The organism is Saccharothrix deserti (genome assembly GCF_009769385.1).
Classification (GTDB): Bacteria; Actinomycetota; Actinomycetes; order Mycobacteriales; family Pseudonocardiaceae; genus Actinosynnema; species Actinosynnema deserti.
Genome location: NZ_VKAB01000076.1, coordinates 1 through 18,104 on the forward strand (window position 1 = coordinate 1; position 18,104 = coordinate 18,104).

At 66.5% G+C, this 18,104-nt stretch carries 11 protein-coding genes; 8 read left to right on the forward strand and 3 right to left on the reverse strand.

The genetic code is table 11. The features are described 5' to 3' along the window. Nucleotides 1-779 precede the first annotated feature (779 nt). Entirely contained in the window at nucleotides 780-2,174 is a 1,395-nt protein-coding gene (locus tag FM051_RS47460) for a carbon-nitrogen hydrolase family protein (protein ID WP_158854224.1), read from the reverse strand. Between the two features lie 19 nt (nucleotides 2,175-2,193). On the opposite strand from FM051_RS47460, the gene FM051_RS47465 reads away from it, so the two are divergent. Together FM051_RS47465 and FM051_RS47470 are read left to right on the forward strand one after the other, a co-directional pair. Continuing rightward, entirely contained in the window at nucleotides 2,194-2,841 is a 648-nt protein-coding gene (locus FM051_RS47465) for a Fic family protein (RefSeq protein WP_238413203.1), read from the forward strand. A gap of 208 nt (nucleotides 2,842-3,049) precedes the next feature. Beyond that, entirely contained in the window at nucleotides 3,050-3,262 is a 213-nt protein-coding gene (locus tag FM051_RS47470) for a CRISPR-associated endonuclease Cas1 (protein ID WP_158854230.1), read from the forward strand. A 103-nt stretch (nucleotides 3,263-3,365) separates the two neighbouring features. Here the strand turns inward: FM051_RS47470 and FM051_RS47475 are convergent, their stop codons facing one another. Continuing rightward, the gene (locus FM051_RS47475) at nucleotides 3,366-4,124 is read right to left on the reverse strand and encodes an integrase core domain-containing protein (RefSeq protein ID WP_238413201.1); all 759 of its coding nucleotides are present in this window, start codon (nucleotides 4,122-4,124) and stop codon (nucleotides 3,366-3,368) included. A 58-nt stretch (nucleotides 4,125-4,182) separates the two neighbouring features. Here FM051_RS47475 and FM051_RS47480 point away from each other — a divergent pair, with 58 nt between their 5' ends. Both FM051_RS47480 and FM051_RS47485 read left to right on the forward strand, forming a co-directional pair. Continuing rightward, nucleotides 4,183-5,253 carry an integrase core domain-containing protein gene (locus FM051_RS47480; RefSeq protein ID WP_158854233.1) on the forward strand — a complete coding sequence of 357 codons (1,071 nt, stop codon included), beginning with the start codon at nucleotides 4,183-4,185 and terminating at the stop codon, nucleotides 5,251-5,253. Nucleotides 5,254-5,323: 70 nt separating this feature from the next. Further along, nucleotides 5,324-5,875, forward strand: coding sequence for an integrase core domain-containing protein (locus FM051_RS47485; RefSeq protein ID WP_202919461.1), 552 nt, complete (start codon nucleotides 5,324-5,326; stop codon nucleotides 5,873-5,875). A gap of 69 nt (nucleotides 5,876-5,944) precedes the next feature. On the opposite strand, the gene FM051_RS47490 is transcribed toward FM051_RS47485, so the two are convergent. Next, complete coding sequence (locus FM051_RS47490; protein ID WP_158854235.1) at nucleotides 5,945-8,170, reverse strand: NACHT domain-containing protein; 2,226 nt, start codon at nucleotides 8,168-8,170, stop codon at nucleotides 5,945-5,947. 392 nt (nucleotides 8,171-8,562) lie between these two features. Here FM051_RS47490 and FM051_RS47495 point away from each other — a divergent pair, with 392 nt between their 5' ends. The 4 genes from FM051_RS47495 to FM051_RS47510 all read left to right on the forward strand — a co-directional run bounded on the left by FM051_RS47495 (nucleotide 8,563) and on the right by FM051_RS47510 (nucleotide 17,677). Continuing rightward, a complete protein-coding gene (locus tag FM051_RS47495) occupies nucleotides 8,563-9,318 on the forward strand; it encodes an NPP1 family protein (protein WP_158854238.1) in 756 nt (251 codons plus the stop codon). A 142-nt stretch (nucleotides 9,319-9,460) separates the two neighbouring features. After that, a complete protein-coding gene (locus FM051_RS47500; protein ID WP_158854240.1) occupies nucleotides 9,461-11,641 on the forward strand; it encodes an ATP-binding protein in 2,181 nt (726 codons plus the stop codon). 2,242 nt (nucleotides 11,642-13,883) lie between these two features. Continuing rightward, a complete protein-coding gene (locus FM051_RS47505; RefSeq protein ID WP_238413202.1) occupies nucleotides 13,884-16,841 on the forward strand; it encodes a DEAD/DEAH box helicase in 2,958 nt (985 codons plus the stop codon). Nucleotides 16,842-16,972: 131 nt separating this feature from the next. Then, nucleotides 16,973-17,677 (forward strand): GNAT family N-acetyltransferase, encoded by a 705-nt coding sequence (locus FM051_RS47510; protein WP_158854243.1) that lies wholly within the window; start codon nucleotides 16,973-16,975, stop codon nucleotides 17,675-17,677. Nucleotides 17,678-18,104 lie beyond the last annotated feature (427 nt).

The following is an 18,104-nucleotide window of genomic DNA, read 5'->3' on the forward strand; positions in this document are numbered from 1 at the left end:
ACCACCCCAGCCACAAAGAGCAGGGCAGCATGATCCGCCGCTACATCATCTGGCGAAACAAACACGCCCGGGACGAACACCTACGCGCAGTCGTCAACAGGGCGAACGTTGCCTGATGCGGCACTAGATCGAGAACACCTCTAACCCGAGCACAAGTCAGACGGATGCCGCGGGGATCGAGTTCACCGTGACGCCCCAGCAGCAACTCCCGGATCAACTCCGCCCGCACCACATGCGAAGGATCACCGCTACCAGCCAACTCCTCGACCCGCCCCCCGGGGAGCACACGTCAGCCGCACACCACGCCGCGCCGCCTCGACCACCTCGCGCTCACGGTCACTGAGGTCCTGGATCAAGGGCGGCGAAACAGGATCGAAGCGCGATTCGGTCATACCGAGTATTGAATCGAAACTGTGTGGTTGCCGCCTCCGAAGCCGCAATACTGCTGGTCAGCGAGGTGACCAGGCAGGCAACCTGGCCGTTTCGGTTCGATATGTCGATCACACCGCCAACCGCTAACCAGCGGAACGTCACAGCTCGAACCGCTCACGGCTCTGCCGCACTACTCGTCGACCCATCAAGTGACCGTCCGAGAAGCACAAGCCACTCACCGAGTCGAACGAAGATCAGGTAAAGAAGTCGTAGCGCCACGCCTCACGATCATGCCCTGGAGGCATAGGTTCAGGATTGCCGCAGCTCAGCGTCCTAGTGCAGAGTTCTGACACCCCATACGCTATCAGTTCTACGGCGAAGGATAATTTCCATGAACACCGCGACGGTCACCAGTCCGCGACCCTCGGCGTCAACGCGTCTTCACGGGCATCAGTCGTCGCGGCATTCTGATTGAGGTGCACGCGCACCAAGTCGCGCATGGTCAGATATTGCGATGGCGGAATAGCCGGACCGGCGACCGTAAGCAAGGTCGGAGCAGGCTTGCCGCCGAAGAACCGTTCGAGCGCCATGCTGTTTCCGACCGCGATCTTGGCACCGAGCGCGACTGCGAGATCCTGCCCGGCTGTGGCCTGCCAGCCACCGTTCCACATGGCTCCAGCGAGCACAGGCACCAGGAGGTGGGTGACGCCAGCTGCCACGATGTATTGCTGGTGTTCTATCCTGTTGAGGTCCTCGCAGATCTGGATACCAAACCGACCGCAGCGCGATTCCAGCAACGTGACCGTTCGGGTATGCGGGATTCTCTCATCTCGCTTGCCTCCGAGGTCGAGGTGGAAGTCGTGCTGCTTCTTTGTCGTGAAGCAGAAGCCAGAGCCTTTATCTTGGATCAACAACGGTCGACGCTGGCCGCTGCGGTGCACCAGCACCGCTCGATTTGTCAACCGGTCTGTGCGCGGGTGCGGCCCTACGCTCAGAACTGGCCCGGATCCGAGCAGCAACCACGTCAGTGCGCTCCCGTCTGGACGAGTGGTGTTCCGCAGCAGATCGAACCAGACCTCGAGCAGCTTGTCGTCGAGGCTGGCTTCCGGCAAGAAGCCGACTGCAGCGCCGCTGTGATCCAGTGCGCTCAGCGCTTTACTCATATGCGAGCGAAGTCGCTCCGTAGCTGGGCCAACGGTATAGAAACCTCGTGAAGACTTCTTCGTGAGAGTCCACCGGAGATCGTCGCCATCGGCGAGAAAAGGCAGCTGCGCCACGACGACGGGCGGAGGCGGATCGAGTTCGCCGCCCGGTTCATGGAGGGTCTCCCGGTCGGGCAGATCGTAGGCTTCCGGCACGAACTCGATCTCCAAATCGGAGCTGAGATGCGGGGGCACCCGCAGGAGGTTGAGGAAGCCATCCAGGTATTCCCGGTCCTCGTGAGGCCTCAACCATGAAGCCCTCCTGAACAGGAGCAATCCGCTCGTCTGGTCGTTCAGCCGCCCGGTCATCTCCAGACGGACCATGAGGTCATCAAGCACGCCAGACCCTACACAGCCGAGCTGCTTGCTTGCATGCAGCAAAGCCAGGTCGAGCCCGAGAAGGACTCCGAACAGGCGTGATTCGTCGCTCACTTGCGGCGGCATCCACCACTCCCCGAGCGAGCTGGTTACCTCGACCTCTAGGCGCACCTGTCCAGCAGTGTCTTGCACTTCGTCCGTCGTTGACCAGACGGTGAGTAGATCAGCATCGACGCGGCACAGCTGGTCGTAGAGCTTGACGTATGCGTCGGCAGGATCCATACTTAACACTTCCTTGACGATGGAGGCGGGAACGATGACCCCTCGAACGAGAGCCGCGCAGATCAACTCGGCCACAAACCGCTCGCAAGCAGCCACAACGGCTGTCGGTGAGCGCGCGACGACCGGCCTCGAACGCGGCCTCGACGTCTGGGCCTCTCGCCTGAAGGAGGAATCTGGGGACGGGAAGGTCCTCGGCGAGCAAGCCCTGGTGGACCGCTGGACTTCGGCAGTCAGCCGTTGGCTCATGGATGCGACCCTGCTGGCCGACGTTCCCAACCTGCACTCGGCGCTCGAGATCCTGCGCGCGGCCGTCCTGCGACTCGAACCCGACGGCCCCACCGCACGGCTCGAAGCCGCGGTTGTCACCTTGGCGGAAGTGGCTCGCGCTGGCCTCGACCGCGCCCGGCAGAACGACCTCGCCGATACCCTCGACCCGCATTCCTGGGCCGCACGCATGCTGATCCTCGCGCACGAAAAGCCGCACATCACCAGCGCCGAGATCGTCACGAAGCTCGGGACCCACGAAGCTCAGATAAGCCGCAGCGGAAAAACGCTGATCGAACAGGGCTTGCTGGTCAAGAACCGCCACGGACGATCGAAGGGATGGCACACCACTCCTCGAGGAGCCGTAGCTGCACAGCGGCTCGCCAACCGCGGAAATGACTGACTTCCGCGTGCCAGAAAAGCCGAGCTGATCCACCGAACGAAAGCGCGCTTCATCGCGCCACAACCGATTGGTCATCATCACCTCCCAGCGTCCATCACCCTTAGTCGCTGCGGAGGCGGGCGTGGGCGCGGTTGGCATCCTTCTGGGAGTTTGGTTTGTTGACGTTACGCTCAGTGTGGGCGATACGCGTAATTCTTCACTCGGTTGAGTGAAGAATTACCTCGAAGCACGACTGGCCCTCGCCAAGACCTTCGTCGCGGGCAAGCTGCACAACTGCCGCCAACTCCTGCTCCGCGCCGTTCGCGACACCACCGGTGCCTGCCGGACACGCCTGCGCGACATAGTCGAGAACCACGCCCACGCGCTCACCCAACTCGCCGACGCCACCTGTGGGGTGCCAGAAGTCGGCCACATGGTCTGACCTGCGCTTACGCTGCTGCGGGTTCGTACTCGTTGATCAGGCCGCCGAGGACCGGTCGGCGACGTATCGACGTTGTGCTTGCTGAAAACTCCGTCCGTGCAGGTCAGGCGGCATGATGGTACTCGTTGAGGATGCCGCCCTGTCGCGGTCGTCGGCGGATGTCAAGTCGGGTGACGGCTGCTTGATCGGTGGTCGGTTGTGGCAGCGCGTGTAGTGGTCGGGCGTTGGCGATGCCCTGGTGGGGTCGGTGGGTGTTGTAGAAGATCTCGTACTCGCGCAGGGCATGGAGCAGGTGCTGCTGGTTCCGGATCAGCGTGCGGTCGAGCAGTTCACGTCGACAGGTCCGGATCCAGCGTTCCATGATCGCGTTCATTCGTGGTATCCGAACACCGCTGAGGACGACCTGGATGCCCGCGTCGGCGAGGACGGTGTCGAACAAGGCGGGATACTTCCCGTCGCGGTCGCGGAGCAGGAACCGCACGGAGCTGCCCGCGTCCTCGAGGTCCATGACGAGGTTCTTCGCGCTTTGGGCGATCCGGGAGGCGGTCGGGTGCGTGGTGGCGCCGAGGACGCGGATCCTGCGGCTGCTGTGTTCGATGACCGCGAGTATGTACAGGCGGGTGCCGTTCAATGTGGAGGTTTCGAAGAAGTCGCAGGCCGGCAGGGCGTCGGCCTGCGAGCGGAGGAAGGCCGACCAGGTGGTGAAGGTGCGCTCGGGCGCGGGATCGATTTCGGCGTCTTTGAGGATCTGCCAGACCGTGGACGCGGCGACTTTGATGCCGAGCACGAGGAGTTCGCCGTGGATGCGGCGGTAGCCCCAGGCGGGGTTCTCCCGCGCCTGTGGGGTGTCAGAACTCTGCACTGGGATGCTGAGCTGCGACGATCGCGCACGCTGAACCTCCAGGGCACGATCGTGAGGTGTGGCGTTACGACTGCTGTACCTGATCTTCGTCCGACTCGGTAACTGGCTGGTCCTGCTCGGCCGGTCCTCCGCAGCCAAGGACGTCGAACTGCTGGTACTGCGGTATGAGGTCGCCGTGCTACGCCGGACCAACCCCCGCCCGCGGTTGGACTGGGCCGATCGAGCTGTGCTCGCCGCGCTGGTTCGCCGACTCCCCCGACGGCTGCGCGAGCACCGGTTGGTGACACCGGGAACCATCCTACGATGGCACCGACGCCTGGTCGCGAGAAAGTGGACCTACCCCAATCGCACCGGACGACCGCCGATCGACGACACCACCGTGGCGTTGATCGAGCAGATGGCTCGGGAGCACACCGGCTGGGGCTACCGCAGGATCCAAGGCGAGTTGCTCAAGCTCGGCCACCGGGTAGCCGACTCGACCGTACGGCGCGTGCTCAAGCGCCTGCGGATTCCACCCGCTCCCCGGCGCGACACCGACACCTCCTGGCGAAGGTTCCTCCGCGCCCAGGCATCCGGCATGTTGGCCTGCGACTTCTTCCACGTCGACTGCGCCCTCACCCTCAAACGCGTCTACGCGTTCTTCGTGATGGAGGTCGCCACCCGATACGTCCACATCGTCGGCACCACCACCAACCCCGACGGACCCTGGACCACACAACAAGCCCGCAACCTGCTCATGGACCTGGGCGACCGAGCAGACGACTTCCGGGTCCTCATCCGCGACCGGGCAAGCCAGTTCACCGCCTCGTTCGACGCAACCCTCGCCGACGCAGGCCTCCAAGTCGTGAAGACCCCGCCACGGTGTCCCCGAGCCAACTGCTACGCCGAACGGTTCGTCGGAACCGTGAGGCGAGAAGTCACCGACCGCCTGCTCATCATCAACCAACACCACCTGCGGACCGTGCTGGACCGCTACGCGACCCACTACAACCACCGCAGACCACACCAAGCCCTACAACTCACACCACCACGGCCGGATCATCCGACCGCAGAGCCGGGCTGGACCTCGATACGCCGCCGACCAGTCCTCGGCGGCCTGATCAACGAGTACGAACACGCAGCCGCCTAACCGCAGGTCAGGCCCTGTGGCCGACTTTTGACACCCCACACGTAAATTCCTCCGCGCGCAGGCCGCGAGCATGTTGGCCTGCGACTTCTTCCACGTCGACTGCGCGCTCACCCTCAAGCGCGTCTACGTGTTCTTCGTGATGGAAGTCGCCATCCGCTACGTCCACATCCTCGGCACCACCACCAGCCCCGACGGCCCTTGGACTACCCAGCAGGCCCGCAACCTGCTGATGGACCTGGCTGACCGGACCGACGACTTCCGGTTCCTCATCCGGGACCGGGCTGGCCAGTTCACCGCCTCGTTCGACGCTGTCTTCTCCGACACCGGCATCAAGGTCGTGAAAATTCCACCACGCTGCCCGAGAGCCAACGCCTACGCCGAACGGTTCGTCGGCACCGTCAGACGCGAAGTCACCGACCGACTGCTCATCATCAACGAACACCACCTGCAAGCGGTCCTGGACCGCTACGCGGCCCACTACAACCACCGCCGACCACACCAGGCGTTACAGCTCGCACCACCGCGACCGGACCAGCCGATCACAGAGCCGAGCTGCACCTCGATACGTCGCCGACCAGTCCTCGGCGGCCTGATCAACGAGTACAAACCCACAGCAGCCTAACCGCAGGTCAGGCCATATGGCCGACTTTCGGCACCCCACACGAACCAGAACCGCCGTAATGCCAACCTTTCAAGATCTGTAGTTGACCGATCTGTCGCCCGCGAGCCGGTCTTGCAGGCGCGGGTGCTTGAACTGGTAGAGCGCGCCGACGGTACGCAACACGCGGCGGTCGCGTTCTTCCTCCAGGGAGGAGACGCCGCGGATCCGGATGCCTCGCAGCCTCAGTTGCAGGCACACCAGTGTCGTCCGCCACGCATCGCAGGAACCGATGCCGAGGCTGAGTCCCACCATGACCGTGATCGCCGCGAAGGCGATCGCCCCGGCCAACGGTCCGTGGAGCACCCCCTGCTTCACCCCTTGCGGCACGCCCATGGCCAGCCCGCCGGTGAGACCGAAGGTGATGGCGCGTTTCACGTCCTGGACCCACGCCACGTGCGGATCCGTGGCGGTCTCCGTGGACGGGCGGCCGAAGCCGACCATGAGCCCGAAGACGAACGCCACGGTCAGGCCCGCGCCGATGCCTAGCCGCGGTCCGTCGGTGAACCCGTACGCCAGCGCGACGGGAAGTCCGATCGCCAGACCCGACAGCGGGTGGAACCGGCGGGCGAGCGATCGCCACCGTGAGCGCTCGCCCGTGTGCGGCGGAGCCACCGCGCCGGGTGCCCCGCGCCAGACCACCACGCCCGCACCGAGCCCTGCCAAGATCCCCAGGCCCCACTGCGTCTGGTTCCCCACCGCCACGACGGTGGCGATCCCGGTTGTCACCCCGGCGCCGAGGTTGAACGCCGCGGCGTTGCCGCTGACCCTGGTGAACCGGCGGGAATGCCGCAGTTCGGACATGAGGCCGGTCAGCAGACCGAACACCAGGCCGATCGCGGACAGGTAGACGAGGCCGAAAGCGGTCCCGGTGGATCCGTCGACCACGTACCGGCCGTGCGGTCCGAACATGATCGGCCCGGACACCGCGCCCACCACCAGTCCGAGAGCCGCGGGAACGCTCACGCGCACCGCACGCTCGTGCCACCGCTTCACCCACCGGTGGATCTGCCACCAAGCGAGGTCGCGGGTGTTGCCCTGTTCCAGCATCCGCGCCGCGACGAAGGTCAGCAGCGCTCGGTGCTCACCGGTCCCGACGGAGCGGTCGAGCAGCGCGTTCTCCACGTCCTCTCGGACGTTGAACCTGCCCGGCATGAGCAGGTCTCGAACGAGGTCCGCGTCGGTGTGGTCACGCAGCAGGGTCAGCGTGAGCGGGGAGTCGAGGGCGTGTGCAACGACGCTGTCCGGGTGCTCGCGCAGGTGAGCGGTCAGCTGTGCCCACCGCGGTGCGGCGTCGTCGCGGTTCAGCCCGTCGAGGTAATCGGCCGCGTCCGCCGCCGGGACGGGCAACAGCTCGAGCGCCGCAGCCGCGTGCACGTGCTCGCCGGTGACCACCACGTCGGCGAACTCCCTCGTCCGGGTCACCAGCACCAGACGGAACGTCGACGGCTTGCGGATGTCGTCCAGCGCCGCCGCGCGCAACCGCGGGTCCATCTCGTCGAACCCGTCCAAGAACAGCGCGACTCCACCGCATTTGACGAGTTGAGCAGCCAGGCTGTCGCCGAACTGCTCGGTGCGCAGGAACGGGTGGTCCACGGCCAACCGTTCGGCCAACCACTCCCCCAGCCGTTGATCGCCCGGGTCCCACCCGCTCGTGGTGAACAGGACCGGCACGGGCACCGCCGCCCGCTGCTGCGCCGCCAGCCCCGCCCGGTGGGCGAGCGCCTCGATCAGCGTCAGGATCGCGGCGGCCGATTTCCCGGAACCCGCCTCGCCGAGGATCACGGTGCGCCCGCCGTCGAGTCCGGCGTACACGGAGAACAGGTCCCGCAGCCCACCGGACCGCAAACCCGCCGGACTAACCGCGCTCACCCCGGGCAGTGGCGGGAACAGCGGTCTTCGCCGCGGCGGGACGTTCGCGACGACCTCCACCGTGCTGGTCATGCCCTTCGCCCACCGCCAGCGGATCGGCACCGGCATCGGAACGCGGAGCCTCCGGTGGTCCGCCTCCGCCACCCACTGGCTCGCGACCTCGATCGCCAGCCGGTCGGCCGCCGCCGCGAGGTCGGCGTTCAGCAGCGGCGGGCTGGACGGTTCCGGCACCTGCTCCGCTTCAGTTCGCGCCCGCCGCCACTGTGCACGGACCGAGCGCAGCAAGTCCCGCGCTTCGCCCACGGCCCGGAGGTCTTCCGCACCAGCTCCTCCGAGTTCGACCTTCCGGTCCAGCGCGAAGATCATCACCTCGGTCGCGCGCAGCACCGTTTCATCGGAAACAGCCCGCGTCCCTTTGAGCCAGTAATTCCAACTGGTGTCACTCGCACCCGTCTTGTCCGCAAGGGTTTTGAGTGACCACTTGAGGATTTTTCGGGCCCTGTCCAAGTCCGCCAGCAGGTCACTGCGAGTCCGAGAGGGTTGGTGCCGCACCGTCCCAGTTTGCCCCAAGACCAGGACGGCCCGTCCCCGGGATATCCCAGGGACACGATTGCGCTGGTCAGCGGCGCAAGAGCGGCTAGCGTCGAAGACGGCGCCGGGAGTCGCGGCAACCCACCGGAAGACCATCCGCCTCTAAACCGAGGCTTCCGCACATCGGAACTACGCCGTGAGATCGCGCGCCAGGTCCTCGGTGTCGACAGAACCCAAAAGGAGCACCAATGGAACGGCGATCCCGCCGCACAATGCGAACGGTCGTCACCATCGTGGGCGTCGTGGCGCTCATGACGGGCTTGTCCCAGGCCGCGCAGGCCGCACCTCCAGGCGCGCTGCCCGCCGACGCGGGCGGCGAGGCCAGGAAGTGGCAACCCGCATTCGACTACGACCGCGACGGTTGCTACCCGACGCCGGCCGTGGGCAGGAACGGCGTAGTGGCGCCAGGGCTCAACCCGTCCGGAGCGGTCGACGGCAACTGCCGCGACCGCTCCGACCTCGACAACACGAACTCGTACGTGCGGTCGAAGTGCAACCACAGGTGGTGCGCGCACATGTACGCGCTCTACTTCGAGAAGGACCAAGCGAGTCCACTGGGCGGCGGGCACCGGCACGACTTCGAGCACGTCGTGGTGTGGGTGGCGCAGGGCCGAGCTCGCTACGTGTCGGTTTCCGCGCACGGTGCTTACACGACCAAGGCGAGCGATCAAGCCGAGTGGTCGGGCACGCACGCCCGTGTCGTCTACCACAAGGGCGTCACGCACAGTTTCCGATTCGCCGAGTCGGGCGAGCGCCCGGAGAACCACTACGGCGCTTGGCAATATCCGACCCTGGTGGACTGGAACGGGTTCCCCCCGGGAATCCGACAGAAATTGGTGAGCACGGATTTCGGCGAGGCCACGCTGGGCATCAAAGACGGCACATTCGCCCGTGAATTGACGAAAGCCAAGCCGGCGCGGATTCCGCTGGACACCACCGCTTAGCCTCGACCGGAATCGGGACGCCGCGACACGAACGACGCCCTGGCGGTGGGCGACGCCACCGCCAGGGCGGTTCCCGGTGCACGAATCACCGTTTCGAGGAACACCGGGTTCGCACCGCGTGGATGACACTGTGGGACACACGATGACGATCGAACACGGCAGCGATGACACGGCCCTTGCTCCCGTATCCGAAGGCCACGACAGGCCTGCCGAGGCCGAGGTGCGCAACGAGGTGGCCGCCGCGGCGATGTCCGGAGTCGTACAGGCGGGCACGGTCGTCGGTGGTGTGCACATCCACTCCGCGCTCCCCGCGGTTCCGACACCGCGCCAGCTCCCGCCGGCGCCGCCGGTGTTCGTCGGACGCGCACCGGAACTGGCCGCGCTGTCCAGCGCGCTGGACCCGGAACGACACGGTGACGCGGCGCTGGTCTCCGTGTTGGCCGGAGCGGGCGGGATGGGAAAGACCTGGCTCGTGTCGCACTGGGCGCACCACCACGCCGACCGGTTCCCCGACGGGCAGTTGTTCGTCGACCTCCAGGGGTTCTCGCCTGCCGGACCGCCGCTCGAACCGACCGCAGTGCTTCGGGGCTTCCTCGAGGCGCTGGACGTCGCCCCCGGGCGGGTGCCATCCGACCTGCACTCCAGAACGGCGATGTTCCGCAGTCTGGTCGAGGGCCGTCGGATCTTGATCGTGCTGGACAACGCCGCCGATGTGGAGCAGGTGGCTCCGCTGCTGCCGGGAGCGTCTTCGTGTTCGGTCGTGGTGACCAGTCGAAGCCACCTCGCCGGTCTCGTGACGCGTTTCGGCGCCAACCTCATCCGGATAGGGGCTCTCGTCGACGACGAACCACGCTGGCTGCTCGTCGCCAGGCTCGGCGCCGACCGGGTGGACGGCACGTCGGACGCGGTGTCCGAACTGCTCGGGTTGTGCGCTGGGCATCCGTTGGCGCTGGCGATCGTCGCGGGAAGGGCGCAGGCCGCCCCGCACGTCGGTTTGGCGGAGTTGGCCGAACAACTCAGGGATCCGCCGACTCGGCTGGCCGCGCTGGCCGAGGAGGACCCGGCGTCGAGCCTGCCGACCGTGTTGGACTGGTCGTTGCGCGCGCTGGCCCCTGAACTGCACCGGGTGCTCGGGCTGCTCGCGATCGCGCCTGGTCCCGACATCGACCCCGCGGCCGCGGCCAGTCTCGCCGCCCTGTCGCTCCCCGCGGCCAACGCGGCGTTCCGCGTCCTCATGCGGGCCAGTCTGGTGGACCGCGACAACGCCGGCCGGTACCGGATGCACGACCTCGTCCGGCTGCACGCCCACGACCTCTGCGGGGAACCGGAACGGTCGTCGGCGTTGCGACGAGTGGTCGGCTTCTACCTGCACACCGCTCACGCGGGAGACCGGCACCTGAACCCCCACGCCACTCCGCTCCGGCTGAGTCCACCGGCCGCAGGGTGCGAGCCGCTCCCCTTGGCGCCCGACGACCGCACGATCATGACCTGGTTCGACACCAACCACCGCTGCCTGCTCGCCGCGCAGCAGGTCGCGGCCGCACGAGGCTGGCACGATGCCACCTGGTCGCTGGCGCGTGTCCTGTTCGGCTACCACTACCGCCGGGGTCACGCACGCGCGTCGGTCGCCGTGTGGCGGGCCGGGCTGGATGCCGCCAAGCACCTCGACGACACGGCCGCGCTCACCCTCGCCCACCGCAACCTCGGACTCGCCCTCAGCCGCGTGGGCGAGGACGAACCGGCGCTGCCGAACCTGCAGAGGGCGCTCTCGCTAGCCCGACTCGCCGACTACCGCACCCAGCAGGCCCACACCCACCGGGCGCTCGCGGTCACCTGGGAACGGCTCGGTTCCGACGAACGAGCGTTGGCCCACGCGACCGACGCACTGCGGCTGTACCGCGAACTCGGCAGCCCCGCACAGGAAGGGGACGCGCTCAACGCCGTTGGACGTCACGCGGCACGGTTGGGCGACCATGAACGCGCGCGAGCACACTGCGAGGCGGCATTGGCCGTGCACCGCAGGAACCACGACGCCGACGGTGCGGCGACGGCGATGAAGACGTTGGGCGAGATCGCACACCGCGATGGCGACCTCGCCACCGCCCTCGGCCGCTACCAGCGGGCGTTGGAGTTGTACCTGTCCATCGACAACAGCTACGCCGTCGCCGAGACCCTCGACGTGATCGGACACCTCTACGCCGCGCTAGGTCACCACGAACTGGCGCGCACCGCGTGGACGACCGGATTGAGGCTGTACGAGTCCCAAGGTCGCGAAACCCACCTCGCAGCAGCCCTACGACAGTTGGATGGACCGTCAGGGTGAGTCGACAGCTCTTTGTCGCCACTCCTGCGTTACACCCAATTGGCTCAGGCCGCCGGTGGGCAGTGCCACCAGGGCGACGCGTTCGCGCTGCTGCGCCTGGCGCCCATGAGCCACAGGGACAAGGACGTGGAAATCCTGGCGCTACGGCGCAACATCACCGTCCTGCAACGCCAACTGGGCACCGTCCGCTCGACCCACCTCCCGGTGCTGCGCCGGGCACGAGAATCCCATCTGGGGCCACCGCCGCATCCACGGCGAACTACTCGTACCCGGCATCAAGGTCGCAGCCTCCACGGTACGGCAAATCATCAAAGATGAGTGGTCACCGAGAACCGTCATCCGATCGCCACTACCGCAAATCTACCCACAGAGCAGGACAGTCACTACTTCTTCGAGACCATCGAAATACCGCGCGCGCTCCAGGTCGGCCAGCAGGTCGCTACGGGTCCGAGAGGGTTCATGCCGCACGGCTCCCAGTTTGCCCCAAGGCCAGCGCTGGCCATCCCCGGGATATCCCAGGGACGCGATTCTGCTGGTCAGAGACCCGAGAGTCGCTAGTGTCGATGACGACCGGGGGCCGACTCCACTGACGAGAGGACCACGACGGACATCGGGACCGATAACACGAACCTGACGCCGGGGCCATCAAGCCGAGGGACCCTCACAAGAATCGCGCAAGACCCAATTCTTGACCTTGGGTGCGCCGCCTCGCCGTACGCGGCAACGACAGCGTCCCTCGGCAAACCGAAACTCATGCCCAGTGTCCATGGACTTTCTCACGCTTGATCGACCTCGATCGGATAGTTCGTCACGGTTCCCGACATGTAACCACCTCGGGCGCGCCGACAGCGAGCATCAAGCCGAGGAAGATCGCCAACAAACGACAGATCGACATACTCGAAAGAATGGTGGATGTGAAGATGTCGTTCAGGCGCCTGGTCGCCTCTGTGATCACAGCCGGAGTGTTGACATCCGGAATGCTCGTTTCGAGCGCTTCGGGGGCAATGGCAGCGCCGTGCGGTCTCAGCTACACGACAGGCGAGGTACCCCTCGGCCCCATGAAGGTCGTCTATTACGATATTCGCAATTGTCACTCCTACACGGTTCACCGCAAGCTGGACCTGGCCGGAACTACGGACGAGCCATGTCTTACCATCCGCGCCGGGCAAACCGTTTCAAGGACTCGCATTATCGCCGGCTGGGCAGGTGTGAGGGGAATAAAGTCCTGCTAAAGCCCTGGACCTAGCCTCTGCGCGCGGCATCCTGGAGCGGTTGACGCTTCAGGATGCCGCGCGCAGAGGCTGAAACACACTCCATGAACGCTTAGACCATGAGCGTTACTCAGAAGGTCACCAGCCGAGGCGTTAGTACTCGAGGGTGGTGACGATGCGGAGTTCGGTCAGGCCTGCGCGGTAGCCGGTGGCGAGAATCTTCCAGCTATGGCGGGTGCGCCCTGGCAGTCGAGGTCGGCGACGACCTCGTGGTTACGAGGAGTTGGTCGAGGCCAGCGAGGGTGCAGGCGTTGCTGTCGTGGGTGCGACCTTCGACCGGGTCGGTGACGGCGAGCAGGGTGCCGTCGAGGGTGGCCAAGACCTGGACCGTGACACCGGCCGGGCGGTGTTTGGCGTTGTAGTTGACCTTATCGACGGGAGGCGTGGTCGTGGGTTGGGAAGCAGGGCGTCGTCGACCGGCGTGACCCTGCCTCGCAGTGCTTCGGGCAGGGATGGGGTGCGCGGGCAGGTGACCTGTCCGCGCAGCGGGATGATCCGGCGGAAGAACCGGAAGACGATGGGTTGGGAGACGCCGAACCAGTCCCCGCGGCCACGGTCTGCGCGAGGTTCTGACGTAACAGGATCAGGGTGAGCAGCACCGATCGGTACAGACCCAGCGCCGCGCCAGAGCAGCAGCAACTACTTCAGTATGCGACACCAAAGCCAACGTGAAAATAATTCGGCTAACCAGTCACAAGGAAAGCTTTTGCGGTCCACCCTTCGGTTAACCGAAGGGAAAGGCAACATAGACAGAAAAACGTCCGTTGGACGTTTCTCTCCGTCTAGTGTGCTTCAGCGGATGATGTCGAGGAGGACACTGAATGGCCCCCGAGGGCGGGAGCGGCAAGACGGTTGCGGACCTCGTTTTCGAGAAGTGGGGCGTGCGACCGCCATCGGCGGCGGAACGGTTCGATCAACCAGGCTGGTGGTACGAGGAACCCACTCCCGAACGGTGTCCCCACTGCGCCACGGTGTTGCATGCCTTCCGGAAGGTCTACGACGGCCCCAACAGGAAGCCGGACGGTCCGGACACCTATCTGGTCGCCGTGGTGTGCCCGGCGTGTCCGGCGATCTTCACCCTCCAGGAACTCAAGAAACGCACCTACCTGGCGCTCATGGGGCGTGCGACTCCTCCTCGAAGGAAGCGGGGGCCTTCGTCGTCGGAGCCGACCGTCGAGGTCACGCGGTACGACCTCATCGCCTTCGGCCGGGGTCACGAAGTCCTGGTGCCGACCCGGAAACGGAGCCGGACTCTCTCCGAGCACGTGCACGAGATCATCGACGGCCCTTGGCCGCCGGCGTTCCCCCACACCACTTCAGCGGCCCGCCCGGTGCTGGAGCGGCGCGCGATCCACTGGGTGAAGGTGACCGATCCCCGTGCGGCGACGCCGCCCCCGCTGCCCGGTGTCGACGTACGCGTGCTGGTGCCGGATTCGGGCGAGTTCGACGCGGTCCGGGAGCGCTTGACCGCCGCCGGACACGCCTACCGCAGTGTGCGCCACCTGGTCGAGGACGAGTTGGTCGGTACCGTGGACGACAAGGGAGCCTCGGCGCCGTTGCGCGCGGTGACGTGGCTCGGTGAGGGGCGGGACCGCGTCGAGTTCGTCTACCGCGATCTCGCTGCCGCCGCCGCCCGCGACGCGTTCGAAGCGCTGTGGGAGTCGGCGGAGTCCCACAGCGACGACGCCGCCGACTGGGGTCCGGCAGCGGACGTGGTGCCATCCGACTGGTTGCAGTTCCTCCCGCACACCGAGTTCAACCCGCTGCAACGCCAGGCCGCGCCAGCGTTGGTCCAGGGCGAAGGCCACGTCGTAGTCGCCGCGCCGACCGGCTCCGGCAAGACCGTCATCGGTGTCCTCGCCGCTCTCCGGGCCATCCGGGGCGAGGACGCCAAGGCGGTGTGGCTGGTGCCGCAGCGCTCGCTCACCGAAGAACTCACCCGTGAACTCCGCAAGCTGTGGCACCCGCTCGGCCTGCGCGTGGTCCAGTTGTCGGGCGAGGAACTGATCGACCACAAGGCGGCCCGCGAGGCCGACCTGTGGGTGGCCACGACCGAGAAGTACGAGGCCATCTGCCGTTCGGACCTGCTGAGTGCGGCCGTTGCCCGGGTGAAGGCCATCGTGGTCGACGAGATCCACCTGCTCGGCGACCCGAACCGGGGGCCGGTCCTGGAGGCCCTGCTCGCCCGCGTGCTCAACGACGGTTCCCACACCAGGATCACGGGGCTGTCCGCGACCGCCACGAACGCCGAGCAGATCACGCAGTGGCTGGGCGGGCAGCTGGTGACCACGAAGTGGCGTCCCACCAAGCTCACCTGGCAGCTACCCGCCGTGAACAGCGGTACGCGGCGTACGCGGGAAGGCGCGCGGACCCAGGTGGCGGTCGACCTCACCAAAGCCATCACCGACGAAGGCGGCAGCGTACTCGTGTTCTGCGGCAACAAACCTGCCGTTCGCGCCACGGCCCTGGCCATCGCCGCCGCCCGGGGCGCCGACGTGCGCGGTGTCAGCCCCGACGACCTGCCGCGGCTCTCCGCGATCTGCCTCGCCAAGGGCATCGGCATCCACTACCGGGACTGGGAGGGCAAGCACGCCGCCGCGGACGCCTTCCGGGCCAGGGACCTGGACGTGCTGGTCGCCACCAGCACCGTGGCCGCCGGTGTCAACCTGCCCGCGCGTGCGGTGGTCGTCCGCGACACAGACATTGGCAGGAGCAGGATCGACGTGGCCACCGTGCTGCAGATGTTCGGCCGCGCCGGTCGGATGGGACACGGGGAGCGGGAGGGCTGGGCCTACCTCGTGACCGACACGGTGGAACGCCCGCAGTGGCAGGCGGCCATCCTCGCCGGCAACACCATCGTCTCCCGACTGGTGAACGTCCTGGCCGACCATGTTCTGGCCGGGATCGTGCTGGAGCGCATCACCTCGATCCCCGGCGCGGAGACGTGGTGGGGCGGCACCTTCGCGCACCACCAAGGGGAACGCGACACCAAAGCGGTGCACGAGGCCCTCGACTTCCTCGTCGACGCCGGATACGTCCTCCGAGGCGACCCGCTGGCCGCCACCGAACTGGGCAAACTGACCGCGAAACTGATGATCCCGGGCGAGGTCGGCACGGAGGTGCGCGACGCCCTCGCCCGACACCCCTTCCCCTCCGAGCCGCGCAGCGCCGAACGCGCTCTCGCAGCCGTCATCGCCACCCTCGTCCCGCAATTGGCCGAAGCAGCGGTCATCGACGAGCACCAGGTCCACCTGGCCAGGCTCCTCGCCGCCGACGGCGACCCGGACCACATGCCCGAACCCGACCCAGAAGCTCAGGCACAACCCGGCGACCTGGCCCGCGTCGCGTTCGCCCTCGTCCTCGACGACCCCGACATCTTCCGCAGACCGCACAGGCTGGTCGCGGGCCTGCCGTCTTCCGCCGTGCACTCGGTGCTGGAGGACTCGACCCGGTACTTCCACTGGCTGGCCGCTCAGGGACGGCTCGGCACCGTCGCACCTTGGGTGGCCGTGGTCGCCTCCGACATGGGACGCCGGATCCGCTGGCGACGACTCGGCCCCCGCCGCGGCGCGGGACGGCTGCTGTGGATGTGCGAGAAGATGGCAGGACTCGGTGGTGACAAACTCGTACGCGCGCTCTACGAGGCGGCCCGGGCCAAGGGTCTCGACGCACCGGACTGGCGCGCCAAGACCCCACCTCACCTGTGTGAGCTGACCACGGACCAGTACAAAGCCCTGCTTGCCGATCGGGCTACGGGCGCCGAGTTCGACACCGCCGGAGCCGTAGTCGCCCACCCGCCCGCCAGCGTTGCCCTGCCATGGTCGACGACAGCCCACCCGTCGACCGCCGGCGCGACCGTCTTCAGCCGCCGCGACGACCACCTGTCCTCCGGCTGGCTCGGCGCCTACAACGCCATCAACAACCGGTGAGCACCAACGCCGATTCACGACCCCCTTCAGTGACCACCGAACATTGAGAGGCGTTCGATATCTCAGCTCGGTCAGCTTGGTTGACGCCAGCATCGATAGCAGCTTCGACACCAATGGAATGAGGACACCTGATGACCGACTACGAGTTTCCGAGGACACCGGAAATCGAAAAACCATACAGGACTGCATACAAGGCGCTCGCAGCCCTCGTACCCCCACACACCGTCACCCCCGAGGAGACGTCCGACTTCCTCGAAGTGCTCTCACAGTTCCAGCTCCTTGTCGACAGCGCGGAGCTTGTGACTGCCGGACAGCTTGGCCCACACGTCTCATGGGTAGCACCGCGGCGAGATGGCGACTGGGAGCTGATTATATCAGGCGTTGATCTGGACGACGACGCGCATGACTTCGGCGATGTTCAGCTCAGCACGAACGCATTCGAAGGCCCGAGCGGAGGCTGGCACGGTAGCGCTCCGGACCGCGCGGGAATTGCGTACAAGCGTGCGTGTGGATGGGATTTCGCGCCAGGCGAGGCGGGCGTGTGGCTGGTGATGTTGGCTCCGGTATCGGCCAGCGGCGGGGAGGACGATCAGTGGTTCTACAACGGTCGTGTCGCCGGGTTCGTGGTGGTATACGATCGCGATGAGGACGGCACTTACGAGTCGGTAGGACACATCTGGACGGCGACAGCGTGGCAACGCCGCGGGATCGCACGGCGTTTGCTGGCCGAGGCAAGATCGCGTTTCCCCATCACCAGCGTTGAGGGGCCATACACCGACGACGGCACCGCGTTCCTGGATGCCTGCCCGAATCCGAGACTCCCTCCCCAGGACTGATTGCGCCGGATTCCGTCACGCTGACTGCGACCTGCGCCCGCAGCGGGCAACCCCTTGCTGACTGCGGGGCACCAACGAGAACGGCCCAGTCGGTGGGGCCATGATCCTGAACTTCGGTCAGGCTTGTACTGCTCGAAAGGGCATCACCGCCTGGTAGAGCTACAACGCTGCCTGCTTGAGAGCGTGCTCGGGTGATCGTGTCGCTGCTGTACAGAATGACCCGGAAGTTAGCCCGGATCTTTCGTGTGGGTGACGGCCTGGCTTGAGACCGTGACCAGTGACTGTTGCGGGTCCTCCTTCCGGTGTTCGGCATGGTCGAGGTGGCCCGTTGTCGGCCGGGTGCCGGCGGGTTCCACTGCCCGGTGGTGGTGCCGACTGCTCGTAGGGACCGGTTCTGGCTGGTCAGGCCGGTTGAGATAGGCCGTGT